Source organism: Knoellia sinensis KCTC 19936 (genome assembly GCF_000768705.1).
Classification (GTDB): domain Bacteria; phylum Actinomycetota; class Actinomycetes; order Actinomycetales; family Dermatophilaceae; genus Knoellia; species Knoellia sinensis.
Genome location: NZ_AVPJ01000012.1, coordinates 17,159 through 31,773, shown reverse-complemented (window position 1 = coordinate 31,773; position 14,615 = coordinate 17,159). Strand labels below are relative to the sequence as shown.

Genomic DNA, 14,615 nt, shown 5'->3' with positions numbered 1-14,615 from the left:
GTGTCCATACCGGGAGTAGCCCCCATTCTCCACATTTGTCTGGGCATTCCGAGGATTACGCCGAACACAGTCACATCAGGGTCACACCCTGGTCACGACGGAACGGCTGCACTGTTCGGCGTCTCGACATTTCGGGGGAGGGGAGGTGACTAACCATGGAGATGACCTACGCCGAGCTCGACTCTGAGCTCGTGACGCTGCTTCCGTCCAAGGAGACCCTGTTCTTCAACAACAACTGGGTCGGCATCTACGCCAGCAACTCTTCGGTCGCACTCAACGCCGCCACGGTGCTTTCGCAGGCCAACAGCGCAGCCGTGCAGACCATCGTCGTCGGCCAGGGCTGACCTTTCGTGGCGCGGCCCCTGCTCTGACGGGGGTCGCGCCGCACAGTCTGTGAGTTCGTCGCACAGGAAGGGAGGTGGCCGGAATGACTCTTCGGCCACTGATCGACACTGCAGAGCTCGACACCGAGACCGCGGCCCTGCTGCCTCGGCGCGACACGTTGTGCCTCGCCGCGTGCAACTTGAACGTGACCACGATCGTGGGGGTGAACCTCGCCTTTGCCATCAACGCGGCGTCGGCGAACGCCACCGCGAACGCGGTCGCTGGGCAGTACCTCGTGGTTCTGCAGTAGGACCATCGACCGTCGGGTCGGTCGCGGCACCACTCGTCGTGTTCGGCCCGACGCTCGACCGAGGGAGTGGGGATGAGCAGCACACACGAGAAGAACGACGTGAACGACGTTGATACCGGGGGGGATCCGGATCTCTCGCAGGCCATGGGCTGGCGAGCGGCGGAGGGGTTGCAGGACCTGGGTCCGGTGCAGGACTCCGGGCTGTCCTCCCCCACCTATCTCGTGCGGCGCCGAGACGGCCAGGTCGTCCAGCTCTCCGAGTTGCTCTATCTGGTGCTGCGTGGCCTCCACCCCAACCGGTCTGCCACCCGGATCGCCGACGCCGTGACCGAGGCCTACAGCAGGCAACTCACGACGGACGGCCTCATGCATCTGGTGACGAAGCGCCTTCAGCCCCTGGGGCTCGCCGACGTGGCTCCGACCGGTGACGCATTCACCGGCGACCCCGGCGAGCCCCTTGGTGCGTCCCGAGGCGCCGATCGGCGCGCGCTGCCCGGCGAGGGTGAGCGTGCGGCTGGCGCCTCGGGCTCCGGGTCCGGGAAGGGCGCGACGGTAGGCGCCCTTCCCGGCGCTGAGGCGCAGCAGCTCGCGCCCAAGCACCCACCCAAGGCGGTCCCGCTGCTGTCGCTGTCCCTGCGGGGCGTGATCGTTCCCGAACGAGCTGTCCCCGTCGTGGCCAAGCTGCTCGCCCCGCTCTTCTGGCCCCCGGTCGTCATCGTCGCACTCGCTGCCGTCGTCGCCCTTGACATCCAGTTGGTGATGAACGCCGACCTCGCCAACTCCTTCACCACGCTGCTGACCACGCCCACGACCATGCTTGCGCTGTTCGTGATCCTGACGTGCGGTGGCCTGATCCACGAGATGGGCCACGCGGCTGCCTGCGCCTACGGGGGCGGCAAGCCGGGCGCCATCGGGTTCGGTGTGTACCTCCTCTTTCCGGCGTTCTACACCGACGTCACGGACTCCTACCGCCTGAATCGGGCCGGTCGCCTACGAACCGACCTGGGTGGCCTGTATTTCAACGTGCTCACCCTGATCCCCCTCGGCGCCCTCTCGCTCGCCACGGACGAGCCCGCTTGGCTCATCGCCGTCGTGCTGATGCACATCGAGATGGTCCAGCAGCTCGTTCCGGCGGTCCGCCTGGACGGCTACTACATCCTCTCGGACCTTGCCGGCGTCCCGGACCTGTTCGCGCGGGTGGGTCCGGTCCTGCGCAGCGTGCGCCCCGGCGCGATCACCGATCCGCGGGTCGCGGAGCTGCGTCCGGCGGCCCGCCGCATCGTCATCGCGTGGGTCGCGTTCGTCGTTCCGACACTCACGGCGGGCATCTTGTGGCTACTGTGGAACCTGCCGTTCATCGTCAGAACCAACCTCAAGGCCATCGGGGTGCAGGCCGATCTATGGGCCGCGGCACGGGGCGGGGGCGACCTGGTCATGGTCGCCATCGCGAGCATCTCGATCCTCCTGCTCGCAGTTCCTCTGCTCGGACTGTCCGTCCTCCTCTACCGACTGATCCGCACGCTGGCACGGCTCGTCGCCCGTCCAGCCACGCTTCGACTGACACGCAGCCGAAGGTCCCACTCCCACGGCCCGCTCCCGACGCCGGAGGTTCAGATGGACCCGGACACCGCCACTGACACGCCCCCCACGACCGAGCGTGACACTCCCGATCGGGGCGCTCCCGATCGCGGCGCCGCTGCGGCCAACGGTGCCAAGGTCAAGGCCACGTCGAACGGCCAGGCCAACCGCAAGGCCAACAGCAAGGCCAACGGCAAGGCCCAGGCCGAGGTCACCTATCCGCGGGACTTCTCCGACGACGAGGCCCCAGACGTCAGCACCGAGGTTCCGACACTCAATGCGGATGCCTTCCGTGACGACCTGATCCTGCCCAGCGTGGCGCCCGTGCCGTCCACCGGTTGGCGCCGGGCCGTCTATGTCGTCAGCGGAGGAAGCGTCAACCCGGGACTGAGTCCCGCCGAACAGCGCGAACTCGACATCGAGTCACGCCTGCGCGCCCCCATCCGGGGGTCCCGCCGGATCGTCGTCATGAGCCGCAAGGGCGGCGTCGGCAAGACGACGATGACCTTTGCCCTCGGCAGCACCTTCGCCGGCTTGCGGGGTGACCGGGTCATCGCCGTCGACGCCAACCCCGACGCCGGCAACCTCGCGCACCGCGTCGCCGAACCGAACGAACGCAGTATCACCGACGTCCTGCGCGACCGAGAGTCGATCTCCAGCTACGCCCAGCTGCGCGAATACACCGCTCAGGCCGACGAGTCCCGACTTGAGGTGCTGGCCTCCGACGACGACCCGAAGATCGGCATGGCCCTGGGGCGGGACGACTACCACGACCTCATCGACCTACTCGATCGGTTCTACAACCTCATCGTCCTCGACACCGGCACGGGGATCCTCGACAGCGCCAACCAAGGACTGCTGTCCGACGCGGACCAGCTCGTCCTGGTCCTGCGCGCTGGGGTCGACGGCGGACGTGCCGCCGCGCTGACGCTCGACTGGCTCGACCAGCACGAGAACAGCACCTTGGTCGCCAACGCAGTCGTCGTCATCAACGCGGTCCGCAAGGGCGTCGGTGCCCCCATCGAGCCGATCGTCGACCACTTCTCCCGCCGGTGCCGCCGTGTCGTGACCATCCCGTGGGACCCCGCCCTTGAGGTCGGTGCCCAGACCCACCTGTCCGCTCTGCGCCCCATCACGCGCAACAGCATTGTCGAGATGGCAGCCGCCGTCTCCGACGGATTCGCCCACCACGAAGGGACTGCTCGATGAAGATCCGAAACCTCAGTTCAGTCCTGGCCGTCACAGCAGTGACGGCCAGTCTCGCGCTTCCTGGTCTGACGAGCGGCATCTCCGCAAGCTCTGATTCGGGGGGCGGCTCCAGTCGCATCGACGTCGCCGCACTTGCTCTCGCGGCACCGCACGCCACGCCCGCGATGGACTCGATCGAACAGAACGCCCGCCTCAAGGTGCGGCCTCGCAAGGCTCCTGCACAAGCCAACTCAGTGGCCGGAGCGACCGCCGACTGTGACGGCTGCACCGCGACCGCCTCGGCCCTGACCATCGTCTCTGCCACCGATGGCGGCCACCCCTACAGCCGCGTCAAGGCGACCGGCCGGGCCGTCGTGGACAACATGGCGACCACGACCACGAGCGACTGCACCGGGTGCGGGACGGTTGCCGTGTCACTGCAGGTGGTGCTGGCCCGCACCCAGACGCTGCTGTCGGTCAACAACCGTTCCATCGCCGTCAACGCAGGGTGCACGGAATGCAAGGCTGCCTCGGCGGCATACCAGATCGTCATTGTCAGCGAGGAGCTGACGCGGCTCACCCAGAGCGATCGCGCCGAACTCCGGGCCTTCCTGGCATCCGAGGTGGATCGCCTCAAGAACGCTGCCCCGCAGGCCCGCCAGAGCATGGCCGGGTCCGCGCTGGATGATCTGGAAGACCGCCTCCGCGCTTCCCTCGGTCCCGCGGCGACCGTGACCGGCGAGGCTGACGTCAAGCTTCTCTAGCCGGAGCGCACCACAACCCATCCCGTATGCCGTGGCGCTGGTTCGTCCGACGCCGACGGTTCCGGACGTCGGCGTCAACGGCTCGTGCGGCCGTTGACGCTGACACCACGGATCACGAGTCAAGGAGTCCCATGCTCACGCGCGTCGCAGACAGGGTGCTGGTCCACGAGAGCGAGTGCATCCAGAGCAACACCGTTGTGGTGCAAGGCAATTCAGGTGTCCTGCTCGTCGATCCCGGGCTCACGGTCGACGACTTGCTCGCCATCGCCGACGGCTGTCGCGAGTCGGGTCAGCCCGTTGTCGCGGGCTTTGCCACGCACGCCGACTGGGACCACGCGCTCTGGCACGCCGCGCTGGGTGACGCTCCGCGCTACGCCACCGCCCGCTGCGCGGAAGGTCTGCGTGAGGTGCTGTCGAGCCCGGACTGGGAGTCCCACCTCGAGGAGGGGTTGCCGCCGGAGATTGCCGGGGAGGTTCCGTGGAACCTCTTCGGCCGGGTCAGCGGCCTTCCGGAGGGCTCGACGCAGATCCCGTGGGACGGGCCGCGCACTCGCCTCATTGAGCATCAGGCGCACGCGCCGGGTCATGGCGCGCTCCTCATCGAGGAACTCGGGGTACTCGTCGCCGGCGACATGCTCTCCGACGTTCTGGTCCCCATGCTCGACGTGAGCACGGCTGACCCGATTCAGGACTATCTCGACGCCCTGGGACTGCTCGAGAGTGTGGCGAGTGACGTGGCGGTCGTGGTTCCCGGACATGGGTCGGTGGGCGGAGCCGACGAACTCCGCGCACGCCTCGAACTCGACCGCGCCTACGTCGAGGCGCTCCGCACCGGCGGTGGCTCCGACGATCCGCGGATCGGTCCGGAGGCCAAGGAGGGTTGGGAATGGGTCAGCGACGTCCACGAAGGGCAGCTCCAGAGCCTCTCCGAACGAGGGGACTCGTAGGGCACTGGAAGCTCGGTCGATCCACCCACGACGGACGCAGGGCCATTCCACCGACGTCGCGACTCCCGGCCAGCGATCAGCTGATGGCCTCGGTGTACTCGACTATCGGCCAGCGCTCGGATTGTTCGGAGGGTTCGTAGGCCTGAAGGGTTTGGGTGAGCGTTTGACCGTCGCCCAGTTCCACTTTGACGCGACACTCCACGAGGTTCGGACGGCAGTCGTAGAACGGAGTCGTGACTCCGCCTCGTCCACCGGCGGGCACATCGAAACCAGGTTTGAACAACGGGTACAGGTTCTTGGCCTCAGGAACCTGAAACGAGAGCACGACATTCTGGACCTTGGCGTCCATGCGGCCCGGGTTTCTGAGCTCAATGCTGATCGCCGCCTCAACGGGTGACGAGTCGGCGCCGGACTGGACCGAAATCGTGTGCCCACTGACGACAAGCATGCGGCCTGACTCCTGATGCATGCTGCGTTGGAGACGGAAGGAGGCCCACGCGACCCAGGCCGCGGCTCCAGCTGCAACGGCACTCAAGCCGGCACCGAGTGCGGACCACTGTTCTACCGACATGAGGCCTCCTGCGCATGGAAACAACCCACGGAGTTCTGCAGCTTCACGCCCAGCCTGACCGATTTGAGTTGCCACGTCAGGCAAATCCTCATGGCTTGCCGTCGAGGACCCTGATCAGTCGTGAGACAAGGCTGAGGGCGTCCCCTCCGCGAGGGCCCGGACCGCTCAGCCGAGGCGTTCGGCCAAGGCGACGATGATGCCCTCGGGGCCGCGAACGTAGGTCATGAGCCAGGCGCCCTCCATCTCCCCGACATCACCGACGAGTCCATAGCCGGCCTCGGCCAGCTGGTCGAGGATGTCCCGGAGTCCTTCGACCTCGAAGCAGATGTTGCGCAGGCCGACCTCGGTCGACACCGCATCGGGTGAGCGTGTGTGCTCGGGGCGGACGAAGCTCGACAACTCGAGTTTGGTCCCGCCGCCGGGCAGCCGCAGCGTGAGCACCTCGCTGCGGGAGTTCGGGATACCGATCACCGCGTCCACGAACTCGCCCTCCAAGAAGGCGCGCCCCTCGGTCTCGAACCCGAGGAGCTCGAAGAAGGCGGCCGCAGCGTCGATGTCGGCGACGGTGATCCCCACGTGGTCGAACTGCCGGATCTGTCCCATGCACCCATCCTCGGCCACGAGTGAAACCGGGGCGCGGGAACGCCCGCACTCGCCATAGGCTCGCGCCATGGCGACCCTCCACCAGGCGACGATCACTCCGACGAAGGACGAGCTCATCGGTCCCTGGCTCCAGACGCGCACGTGGTGGGACGGAGAGAAGTCCCGCGGCCCGGTCGGGACGTTCCGGTTGGACGATCCCGCGGGTGAGGTCGGGATCGAGTGCTTCCTCTTCGGCTCCGAGGCAGGATCGACACTCTTCGTACCCGTCACCTATCGCGGCGCGGCCCTGGCTGGCGGCGAGGCCCACCTCATCGGCACGATGGAGCATTCCGTGCTCGGCCAGCGCTGGGTCTACGACGCGTGCGGTGACCCGGTCTTCGTGTCGACCCTGATCGACACGATCCGGACCGAGGGCACCCACGCCAACCTCGTGATGCAGATGCGCGACGGCTCCGAAATCGTCCGCGAACCCGTGGCCCGCGCCCAGGGCAGCGGCGGCGACCTTCCCACCGACCTGCCGGCGCCCGCCTCACCGGTGGACGAGATCGATCGGACCCTGGTGCCGGTCGGTTCCCTCACGCTGGGGGTCGCCCGTCGCGTCGGCGCGGAACTGGCGCCGGGGCCCAGCCTCAACGGTGACTACGAGGGCGGAGACGGCTTGCTCCTCGCGACGTTGTCATGAGCGAGCAGGCGGGGCCGATCGCGCAGACACCCGCACCGCCCTATACCGCGGTCATCTTCACGTCGCTTCGCACCGAAGGCGACCACGGGTATGCCGTGATGTCGGCTCGCATGACCGAGTTGGCTTCGCAGCAGCCGGGCTTCCTCGGGGTCGAATCAGCCCGGGAGGGCGTGGGCATCACGGTGTCCTACTGGCGGGACGACGACGCCGCGGCAGCGTGGAAGCAGGTGGCCGAGCATCTCATCGCCCAGGAGCGAGGCCGGGCGGTCTGGTACGACGACTACGTCGTTCGCGTCGCGACGGTCACTCGCGCCTACGGCCCCAAGGGAACGAGCTAGGCGGATCAGCGGCTCGGCGCGAGGACGCCCTGCCGCTCGGCGGGCGGCAGTTTCCGGGCCGCGAGACGCAGCGCGGGACGAGGCATCGACGGACCGTGCTCCCCCAGGAACCGCAACAGCTCAGCGCGATCGCGCCCACCGGCATACGCCAAGAAGATCCCGACGGAGTTGGTGACCACCGGTTCTGGGTCGTCGTGGAGCAACGCGGCGAGGGCGAACCCCTCGGCGAGATCGGCCGTGCTGCCGGCTTGGGTGAAGAACAGTGGCGCGCTGATGGCACTGCGCCGTCGCAAAGGGTCCGAACTCTTGGCGAGCTCGTGGAGCACGTCGTAGGGCCCTCCGGCGACCGCGCCGCCGACGACGCGAGGTGCGGCCCGGTCGACCATGTCCCACGTCGTGATCCTGTCGTGCCGACGCAGATAGACCTCGCACAGCTCCTCGCTGCCGAGCGACTTCCGAGCCTTGAAGTCGAGGATGCAGAAGGCCGCCAAACGCGGTTCGTATGCCGGGTCGTCCAGGAGCGCTTCGACCTCACCGAGCGGCATCCCTGCCGCTTCCTTCGCGGTGTCGAAGAGCGCTTTCATGCGCAGTCCGATGGCCGGCTCATCGGGCGCCAGTCGCTTGCGGACCTTGGCAAGCTCCTCCGGCGACGCCAACTCCTCGAGCCGAGCGCGCACGTCCTTCGCGGTGGTGAGAGCCATGGAGGCCATCTTCCTCGTGATCAGTTCGCTTGGGCTGCAAGCAGACCGGCCGAAGGACGACGTCGGCGGATGAGAGTCATGGTCCAGAGCAGGCCCAGCCCGGCTGCTCCCGCGCCGACGGCAAAGGCTGCAGGGATGCCGAGCGGCGCGGCCACGAGACCGAACACGATGGGACCGCCACCGAGCCCGAGGTCGATCGCCATGGTCGCGGTGCCCGAGGCTGCACCCCGCTGGCTCGCGGGCACGGTCGCAAAGACGGCGGCGAAGAAGGCCGGGGTCACAAAGCCCATACCGAGGCCAATGACTGCGGCAGCGACAGGCAACATGTAGGAACTGGTGGCAGCAGCAGCCATGAGGGATCCGAGGACGATGATGGCGATCCCGGAGGCCAGCACCCGCAAGGGCGGGAACCGGTCAGCGACCGAAGGAAGGCCCACCCGGACGGCGATCACCGTTCCGCCGTAGGCCAGCAGCACCACGCTCGGACTCGTCAGGCCGATCTCCTCTGCCCGGATGATGCAGAACGCCATGAACCCGGAGGCGGCGAATACGCCGGTGAGGAATCCGAGTGACGGTGCGATGGTCGGGCGATGGATCAGCTGCTGGACGGCGGGATCGCCTGTCTCACCGGGGGTTTCGCGCGGTGGCTCTGTGAGGGTCCAGGCAAGCGCGACCGCGATCAGGCACAGACCGGCAGCCGTCCAGAAGGCAGCCTCGAACCCGCCCAGCGCCACGACTCGTTCGGCGAGGACCGGGCCCGTGGCGATGCCGAGGTAGAGGGCGACGGAGTTGAGGCTGAGGGCTTCGCCCTGCCGTCCCGCTGGGGCGAGATCCGCGAGGATCGCGAAGCCCGCGACGAAGACGAACGCCTCCGCGACGCCGGAGAACAATCGGAGGGCGATGACCGCCTCGATCGACGTGGTGAAGAGGAAACCCAAGGTGCACGCCACCGCGAGCGCAGCCCCGCCGACCAACAGCGGGCGTCGGCCGACACGATCAGTGAGGCGGCCGGCATACGGACGAAGAACCAGAGCCGTCAGGGTGAAGGCGCCGAACGCGAGCCCAGCCCCGCGCTCGCTAGCTCCGATCGGTCCGACTACGTAGAGGGGCAGCGCGTAGATCATGATCCCGGCCGCGAGGAAGTAGGCCAGGTCCATGAACGTGATCCGGACGAAGTCGGGCGTCCACAGGCGTCCGCCCGCCGGCGGCGCGGATTCCACCCTTCGACGGTACGCCCGTGGTCGTCGGCGCCGCCGTGATTCACGCAAAGCCTTGACCTTGGAGTCAGGTCCAAGGTTTACCGTCGATGTCATGAGCATCGCGACAGCTTCTCGAGGGCTCCGTGTCGGTGATCTCGCCAAGTCAGCGGGCGTCAGCACCGACACGGTCCGGTTCTATGAGCGCGAAGGGCTGATCCCGCCACCCGAGCGCACTTCGGCGGGATACCGGAGCTATGGCCAGAGCGCCGTCGACCGGCTGGCCTTCATCCAGGGCTGCCAGCGAATTGGCCTGCGGCTCAGCGATATTCGCGACCTGCTCGCGATCAGGGACACCGGCGAGTGCCCGTGCGAACCTGCCGAGGAGCACCTGCAGCGTCGCATCGCTGAGGTCGATGCCGAGCTCGAGCGGCTGACCGTGCTGCGAGCCGAGATGGCCGCCATGGCGGCGGCCCTGCCTTCGGACGACTGCCAACCACCACCGGGGTCCACCTGGTGCCCACCCGACTCCGGAGGGAGGTGACCTCCATGAGTGATCTCACCCTGGCTGCGTGTTGCGGCGACGTGCCCTGTCCGCCCGGCTGCGGCTGCGGCTGCGGCTGCTGACGGCAAAGTCTCGGCCGGAGCGCGCCCGGCCGGGGCTCACATCAAGGGCTTGAGGAGCGCTGCGTCGCCACCTGCCGCCACGCGATGGCGGCTTGAACGACGGCGAAGGCGACCAGGACGGTGAAGAGCTCCCAGTAGCCGAACTGGACGACGATCCACCCCACGGCGAGTGGGAAGGAGAGGATCGCGGTCTGGAACACGAGGCCAGCCAGTGGAAGGACCCGCGGCCGCAGTGCCTCGGCGGAGACGGCGACGGCGTGGGCCTGGGTGGCCGGGAGGGCCAGGCCGTAGCCGAGGCCCATGGCGGCGGAGGCGGTTGCGTAGGCGATGGGGTTGGCGCCCACGGCAAGGAAGGACGCGACAGCGATCAGCATGACGGTGATCGCGGTGGCGATGACCCGGGTCTGGTCGAAACGTCTGACCCTCGGCGCCACCAGGAACCGGACCGCGATGACGGCGACGGTGTAGGCGACGAAGAAGATCGAGAAGTCGAGGTCCTGAGCTGCGGCGAAGGTCGTCTGGAACTGCGTCATCGTGGTGAAAAGGCAGGCAAACAGGGCGATCACCAGCAGCCACGGCCCGGCGGGTGACCGAACGATCGACTTGCCTTCCTGCCAGAGGCCGCTTCGCTCTGCGTGCTTCAGACTGCTCGGATGGGTCTGCCGCCGGTCGGGGGTCAGCGCCGCCGCAAGCGTCGTGGCCGCCGCAGCAGCCGCACACACCAGACCGGCGATGAGGAAGGTGCCGCGCAGGCCGACGGACGTGTGTGCCAGCCATCCCGCCAGGACGGGACCGGTGCCGATGCCGAGTTGTTGGGTGCCGGTCAGATAGCCGAAGTAGGTCACTCGGCCGGAATCGGTCACCATCTCGTTCACGACCATCGGCGCGACGGTGTAGACCACCGCCCACGACGTGCCGAGCAGCAGACCGACTCCGATCAACGGTTCCCAGCCGCTGGTCACGGTTGCTGCGAGGACGCAGCCGGCACCGAAGACCGCGATCGCCAGCGTCAACATCCACTGAGGGCGGAGGGCCTCAGGTCGGCTGCTGACTGCCAGAAGGGTGAGTACTGCGGGGACCACTGCAGCCGACAGCACGAGGCCGAAACTCGCCTCGTTGCCGCCGAGGCCCTGGACGTGCAGCGGCAGGAGCAACAGCATGCCGTAGCTCGTCGAAATGCCCCACGCCGACAGCAGGACGGCCACGATCGCTGGAGCTCCAACGCCGGGGTGCAAAACCTCCGATGAGTCGCGGCGACCCGCGACGCCTGCGGGATCCCTGGGCACGGTTCTATGATCGAACAGAGGAACACCGACCACCATGCCGATACGAAGGCAGTGAGGGCACATGACTTCAGACTCGAGGCGTCCGGGCGGGTTCGACCTTCAGAACGGAAGTTCGCACCTCGACGACACCAACCGGCGCATCCTGACCGCCCTCGCCGACGACCCGCGGCTGAGCACCGCGGCCCTCGCTCGCAAGGTCGCCATGTCCACACCGGCCGTGCGCGAGCGGGTCAAGCGCCTCGAGGAAGCCGGTGTCATACGGGGCTACCGCCTCGACATCGACCCCGCTGCGATTGGACTGCCCGTGGCGGCCTGGGTCCGGATCCGCCCCGGCCCCGGCCAGTTGCCCAAGGTCGCGGAGCTCGCGGCCAAGATCCCCCACGTCAGCGAGTGCCATCGCATCTCCGGCGAGGACTGCTTCCTGGTCAAGGTGCACGTGGCACGGATCGAGGATCTCGAGGGCGTCCTCGACCAGTTCCTCCTCTTCGGCCAGACGACCAGTTCCTTCGTCGTGTCCTCACCAGTCCCGCCCAGGGCTGTCCTGCCACCCAACGGCCGATAGCGCTCCGTTCGCCGCATCCGCTTGCGCGAAGGGCTGGGCCAGTGGACCCATGCCGACGAGCCCATGTTGGGGATGTGCGACCTCCGGGGCCTGCGGAACGCTTGGAGCACAGGGTGATCGAACTCCTGAAGGGAGTGAGGTATGAGTCGAGGCGACGTGTTGATCGCGCTGGGTGTTGCGCTGTTCTTTGCCGGGCTGGTCAGCGGCTTGGTGATCCCGAAACTGGCCATCCCCAGGCTGGGGCTGACCAGTCACCTCGAAGGCACCATGAACGGGATGTTCCTGATCCTTGCCGGGCTGATCTGGGACCGTCTCGAACTGGGCGACCTGTGGCTCCAGATCGCCTTCTGGGCTCTCGTCTACGGCATGTGGGCAAACTGGGCCGCCACCCTGCTCGCGGGCGTGTGGGGCACGGGAAGACTCACCCCCATCGCTTCCGGCGGACGCGTTGGGAGCCCGGGACACGAGCGGGTGGTGACGACAATGTTGATCGGGGTGGGGATCGCCGACCTGGTCGCCGTGGCAATCATCTTCGTCGGGCTGATGCGTTGAAGCGCTCGCCCAACCTCCCTTTGCCACCGCCGATAGGCTCGTTCGGGTGAACCAGGTTCGCGACTACTACGACGCCAACACCTGGAAGTTCCTGCTCAGCGACCGAGGGGAGCGGGCCCTCCACCGGGAGTTGTGGGCCCCCGGGATCACCGACGCGAAGGCCGCGTTGCACCATGTGCACGACCTGGTCGCCGACGAGCTCACCGCTGATGACCGGCGGGTTCTCGACCTGGGCTGCGGGGTCGGCACGGCCGCCATCCGCCTCGCTCGGCACCATCCGGTCGACGTCACCGGCGTCTCGATCAGCCCGGAGCAGATCCGGATGGCGCAACGGTTCGGTCAGCAGGCAGGCGACTTGCGTGGCAGCGTCCGGTTCGTCACTGCGGACTTTGCCGACCTGCCCGACGACCTGGTTGGGTTCGACGTCGCCTTTGCCATCGAGTCGTTCGTGCACGCGAACCCGGCAGCTGGGTTCTTTCGTGAGGCCGCCCGTGCACTGTGCCCGGGTGGGCGTCTGCTCGTCATCGACGACGTGCGCACCCGAGCCCCTGACGACCCCCGAATCGACGAGGTCCGCACCGGCTGGCGCGCCGAGTCCCTGCTCTCGTTGGACGAGGCTGAGGCGCTCGCGGCCGCGGTGGGTCTGGACCTCGACGCGACGATCGACCTTTCGGGCTACCAACGCCTGGGTCGTCCCCGTGACCGGCTCGTCGCCGCGGCCCAGCCAGTGTTGCGACGGCTGCGGCATCGCTCAGAGTGGGCGAGAGCCCTCGTGGGCGGCCATGCCCTTCAGCAGTGCCACCGCGCCGGTCTGCTCGAGTACCGGCTGCTGCGGTTCGTGCGGCGCGACCCCTGACCTGTGACCGAGCCGGAGGTGTCCGGTCAAACTCCAATGACCACTGCTCCGGCAGGGCCTCAGGTTTCGAGCAACGCCTTCAGCCTCGCCAGGTCCTTGGTCGTGGCCCGCCTCATCGCGCGTTCCATGATCGGCCCTGCGGCACGGGAGAAGCCCGAGGGATTGCCCCTGTTCCGCAGCGTCATCCTCGTCGCCGACTCCCCAGCGGACTCCCATTCGTAGGTGGTCTCCATCGGGAACGGACCGTCCGCAGTGCTCATCACCAGCCGACGCTCGGCCTCGAACTCGACCACTTCGTAGGTGTAGGCCAGACGCCTCCCGAGGAACTGGGCGACGAAGTCCATGCGGGAACCGACGGACAGGGGAGGCGGCGTCTGCCACTGCACCGACGCGATGTTGGCGTACCACTTCGGCGCGTTTGTGGGGTCACCCGCGAAGGCTGCGACGATCGGGGGCGGCTGCTCGATCGTGGTCTCGACCTGGACATCAACGCTCACGGCGGACAGTCTGGCAGTCCACGTGGACCGTCAGCAGCGGCGACGCTCCATCGCCTTCACCAGGGCTATCTGCACGAGCCCGTGGGCGAGTGGTGGCAGGTCGTCGATGTCGAACCAAGCGATGTCTTCGTGTTCTTCGGGCGCCACGTTCGCTGGTGTTCCCTGCCATCTACGGACGATCCAGGCGCTGATGTGCGCCGGCTCCCCTGCCGGTCCACCTTCCACCCGGCCAAGGTGCGATGCCGATGATGTCGCGATTCGCACCCCGAGCTCCTCGTGCAGCTCCCTCGTGAGGGCCTCCAGCTCAGACTCGCCCGCCTCGACAACTCCGCCGGGTAGATCCCACACTCCCGGGTAGGCACGCTTGTTCGGACTCCGATGGGCGAGCAGTACGCGACGTCCGCGGACGAGCGCTCCGATCACGACCTGTTGCATCCGACCATCAGAGCAGGGTGATCCGACAGCGACACCACCTGTTGTTGTCCGCTCTTCAGGGAATTTGGGCACTCGAGGTACGGGAATCGACGAAACTGATCCCGCCCTCGAAAGGACTCTGAGCACACGTGTACGACCATGACCCCCGGACGCGCCCTCTGCTTGCGCTGGTGTCGACTCAGGCAGCGCGCGGGGCGTACATGATGACCGCGACGCCGACGAGGCAGACGAGCGCACCGGCGATGTCGTACCGGTCTGGCCGGAAGCCGTCCATGACCATCCCCCAAGCTAGGGAGCCGGCAACGAAGACGCCGCCGTAGGCCGCCAGGATGCGTCCGAAGTTCGCGTCGTCCTGGAGGGTTGCGACGAACCCGTAGACGCCGAGGGCGATGACTCCGGTGCCGATCCAGGCCCAGCCCTTGTGTTCGCGTACTCCCTGCCAGACCAGCCAGGCGCCGCCGATCTCGGAGAGGGCGGCCAGGGCGAACAACGCCAGGGACTTCACGACGGACATGGAGCAGAGTCTTTCAACTCGACGGGGTTGGTGCGTCGGTGCGTTTGGGTTCACGAGTTGGCGCCCGGGCTGCGCAGCGCTGCG

19 protein-coding genes are annotated in these 14,615 nt (G+C 67.7%); 11 read left to right on the top strand and 8 right to left on the bottom strand.

The features are described from left to right. The first annotated feature begins 155 nt into the window (after positions 1–155). From N802_RS14295 to N802_RS14275, 5 genes are all read left to right on the top strand, one after another. On the top strand, positions 156–344 hold the full coding sequence (locus N802_RS14295) for a hypothetical protein (protein ID WP_035917560.1): 189 nt from the start codon (positions 156–158) through the stop codon (positions 342–344). Between the two features lie 83 nt (positions 345–427). Further along, positions 428–634 carry a hypothetical protein gene (locus N802_RS14290; RefSeq protein ID WP_035917558.1) on the top strand — a complete coding sequence of 69 codons (207 nt, stop codon included), beginning with the start codon at positions 428–430 and terminating at the stop codon, positions 632–634. 72 nt (positions 635–706) lie between these two features. Beyond that, positions 707–3,421, top strand: coding sequence for a MinD/ParA family ATP-binding protein (locus tag N802_RS19590; protein ID WP_052109971.1), 2,715 nt, complete (start codon positions 707–709; stop codon positions 3,419–3,421). Beyond that, positions 3,418–4,164, top strand: coding sequence for a hypothetical protein (locus tag N802_RS14280; RefSeq protein ID WP_035917557.1), 747 nt, complete (start codon positions 3,418–3,420; stop codon positions 4,162–4,164). Before N802_RS19590 ends, N802_RS14280 begins: the two co-directional genes overlap by 4 nt. A gap of 131 nt (positions 4,165–4,295) precedes the next feature. Further along, on the top strand, positions 4,296–5,111 hold the full coding sequence (locus N802_RS14275) for an MBL fold metallo-hydrolase (RefSeq protein ID WP_035917556.1): 816 nt from the start codon (positions 4,296–4,298) through the stop codon (positions 5,109–5,111). Between the two features lie 76 nt (positions 5,112–5,187). Here N802_RS14275 and N802_RS14270 read toward each other — a convergent pair whose 3' ends face one another. Continuing rightward, positions 5,188–5,559: a ubiquitin family protein gene (locus N802_RS14270; protein ID WP_156971425.1), complete on the bottom strand. Its 372-nt coding sequence runs from the start codon at positions 5,557–5,559 to the stop codon at positions 5,188–5,190. 288 nt (positions 5,560–5,847) lie between these two features. After that, positions 5,848–6,285 carry a VOC family protein gene (locus N802_RS14265; protein WP_035917680.1) on the bottom strand — a complete coding sequence of 146 codons (438 nt, stop codon included), beginning with the start codon at positions 6,283–6,285 and terminating at the stop codon, positions 5,848–5,850. Between the two features lie 67 nt (positions 6,286–6,352). On the opposite strand from N802_RS14265, the gene N802_RS14260 reads away from it, so the two are divergent. Beyond that, positions 6,353–6,967 carry a CG0192-related protein gene (locus N802_RS14260; RefSeq protein WP_035917554.1) on the top strand — a complete coding sequence of 205 codons (615 nt, stop codon included), beginning with the start codon at positions 6,353–6,355 and terminating at the stop codon, positions 6,965–6,967. After that, a complete protein-coding gene (locus N802_RS14255; RefSeq protein WP_035917553.1) occupies positions 6,964–7,305 on the top strand; it encodes an antibiotic biosynthesis monooxygenase family protein in 342 nt (113 codons plus the stop codon). Before N802_RS14260 ends, N802_RS14255 begins: the two co-directional genes overlap by 4 nt. Positions 7,306–7,310: 5 nt before the next feature. On the opposite strand, the gene N802_RS14250 is transcribed toward N802_RS14255, so the two are convergent. Both N802_RS14250 and N802_RS14245 read right to left on the bottom strand, forming a co-directional pair. Beyond that, a complete protein-coding gene (locus N802_RS14250; RefSeq protein ID WP_035917678.1) occupies positions 7,311–8,006 on the bottom strand; it encodes a DNA alkylation repair protein in 696 nt (231 codons plus the stop codon). A gap of 20 nt (positions 8,007–8,026) precedes the next feature. Next, complete coding sequence (locus N802_RS14245; RefSeq protein WP_035917552.1) at positions 8,027–9,226, bottom strand: MFS transporter; 1,200 nt, start codon at positions 9,224–9,226, stop codon at positions 8,027–8,029. 91 nt (positions 9,227–9,317) lie between these two features. On the opposite strand from N802_RS14245, the gene N802_RS14240 reads away from it, so the two are divergent. Beyond that, a complete protein-coding gene (locus tag N802_RS14240; protein ID WP_035917551.1) occupies positions 9,318–9,746 on the top strand; it encodes a heavy metal-responsive transcriptional regulator in 429 nt (142 codons plus the stop codon). Between the two features lie 124 nt (positions 9,747–9,870). Here N802_RS14240 and N802_RS14235 read toward each other — a convergent pair whose 3' ends face one another. Beyond that, positions 9,871–11,115: an MFS transporter gene (locus N802_RS14235; protein ID WP_169743440.1), complete on the bottom strand. Its 1,245-nt coding sequence runs from the start codon at positions 11,113–11,115 to the stop codon at positions 9,871–9,873. Between the two features lie 61 nt (positions 11,116–11,176). On the opposite strand from N802_RS14235, the gene N802_RS14230 reads away from it, so the two are divergent. The 3 genes from N802_RS14230 to N802_RS19585 all read left to right on the top strand — a co-directional run bounded on the left by N802_RS14230 (position 11,177) and on the right by N802_RS19585 (position 13,085). Further along, the gene (locus tag N802_RS14230; protein ID WP_035917549.1) at positions 11,177–11,677 is read left to right on the top strand and encodes an Lrp/AsnC family transcriptional regulator; all 501 of its coding nucleotides are present in this window, start codon (positions 11,177–11,179) and stop codon (positions 11,675–11,677) included. A gap of 141 nt (positions 11,678–11,818) precedes the next feature. Further along, entirely contained in the window at positions 11,819–12,229 is a 411-nt protein-coding gene (locus tag N802_RS14225) for a styrene oxide isomerase (protein ID WP_035917548.1), read from the top strand. A gap of 46 nt (positions 12,230–12,275) precedes the next feature. Beyond that, entirely contained in the window at positions 12,276–13,085 is an 810-nt protein-coding gene (locus N802_RS19585) for an SAM-dependent methyltransferase (protein ID WP_052109970.1), read from the top strand. A gap of 59 nt (positions 13,086–13,144) precedes the next feature. Here the strand turns inward: N802_RS19585 and N802_RS14215 are convergent, their stop codons facing one another. From N802_RS14215 to N802_RS14205, 3 genes are all read right to left on the bottom strand, one after another. Next, complete coding sequence (locus N802_RS14215; RefSeq protein WP_035917547.1) at positions 13,145–13,582, bottom strand: SRPBCC family protein; 438 nt, start codon at positions 13,580–13,582, stop codon at positions 13,145–13,147. Positions 13,583–13,612: 30 nt separating this feature from the next. Next, complete coding sequence (locus tag N802_RS14210; protein WP_035917546.1) at positions 13,613–14,017, bottom strand: NUDIX domain-containing protein; 405 nt, start codon at positions 14,015–14,017, stop codon at positions 13,613–13,615. A gap of 178 nt (positions 14,018–14,195) precedes the next feature. Continuing rightward, a complete protein-coding gene (locus tag N802_RS14205) occupies positions 14,196–14,531 on the bottom strand; it encodes a YnfA family protein (protein ID WP_035917545.1) in 336 nt (111 codons plus the stop codon). Positions 14,532–14,615: the final 84 nt, after the last annotated feature.

What these genes read in the sequence shown, in the direction of transcription:
- N802_RS14240 (WP_035917551.1), top strand. Translation starts at nt 9,318, where the DNA reads ATGAGCATCGCGACAGCTTCTCGAGGGCTCCGTGTCGGTGATCTCGCC.
- N802_RS14230 (WP_035917549.1), top strand. Translation starts at nt 11,177, where the DNA reads ATGACTTCAGACTCGAGGCGTCCGGGCGGGTTCGACCTTCAGAACGGA.
- N802_RS14270 (WP_156971425.1), bottom strand. Translation starts at nt 5,559, where the DNA reads ATGCTTGTCGTCAGTGGGCACACGATTTCGGTCCAGTCCGGCGCCGAC.
- N802_RS14265 (WP_035917680.1), bottom strand. Translation starts at nt 6,285, where the DNA reads ATGGGACAGATCCGGCAGTTCGACCACGTGGGGATCACCGTCGCCGAC.
- N802_RS19590 (WP_052109971.1), top strand. Translation starts at nt 707, where the DNA reads ATGAGCAGCACACACGAGAAGAACGACGTGAACGACGTTGATACCGGG.
- N802_RS14295 (WP_035917560.1), top strand. Translation starts at nt 156, where the DNA reads ATGGAGATGACCTACGCCGAGCTCGACTCTGAGCTCGTGACGCTGCTT.
- N802_RS14275 (WP_035917556.1), top strand. Translation starts at nt 4,296, where the DNA reads ATGCTCACGCGCGTCGCAGACAGGGTGCTGGTCCACGAGAGCGAGTGC.
- N802_RS14260 (WP_035917554.1), top strand. Translation starts at nt 6,353, where the DNA reads ATGGCGACCCTCCACCAGGCGACGATCACTCCGACGAAGGACGAGCTC.
- N802_RS14290 (WP_035917558.1), top strand. Translation starts at nt 428, where the DNA reads ATGACTCTTCGGCCACTGATCGACACTGCAGAGCTCGACACCGAGACC.
- N802_RS14210 (WP_035917546.1), bottom strand. Translation starts at nt 14,017, where the DNA reads ATGCAACAGGTCGTGATCGGAGCGCTCGTCCGCGGACGTCGCGTACTG.
- N802_RS14280 (WP_035917557.1), top strand. Translation starts at nt 3,418, where the DNA reads ATGAAGATCCGAAACCTCAGTTCAGTCCTGGCCGTCACAGCAGTGACG.
- N802_RS14225 (WP_035917548.1), top strand. Translation starts at nt 11,819, where the DNA reads ATGAGTCGAGGCGACGTGTTGATCGCGCTGGGTGTTGCGCTGTTCTTT.
- N802_RS14255 (WP_035917553.1), top strand. Translation starts at nt 6,964, where the DNA reads ATGAGCGAGCAGGCGGGGCCGATCGCGCAGACACCCGCACCGCCCTAT.
- N802_RS14250 (WP_035917678.1), bottom strand. Translation starts at nt 8,006, where the DNA reads ATGGCTCTCACCACCGCGAAGGACGTGCGCGCTCGGCTCGAGGAGTTG.
- N802_RS14205 (WP_035917545.1), bottom strand. Translation starts at nt 14,531, where the DNA reads ATGTCCGTCGTGAAGTCCCTGGCGTTGTTCGCCCTGGCCGCCCTCTCC.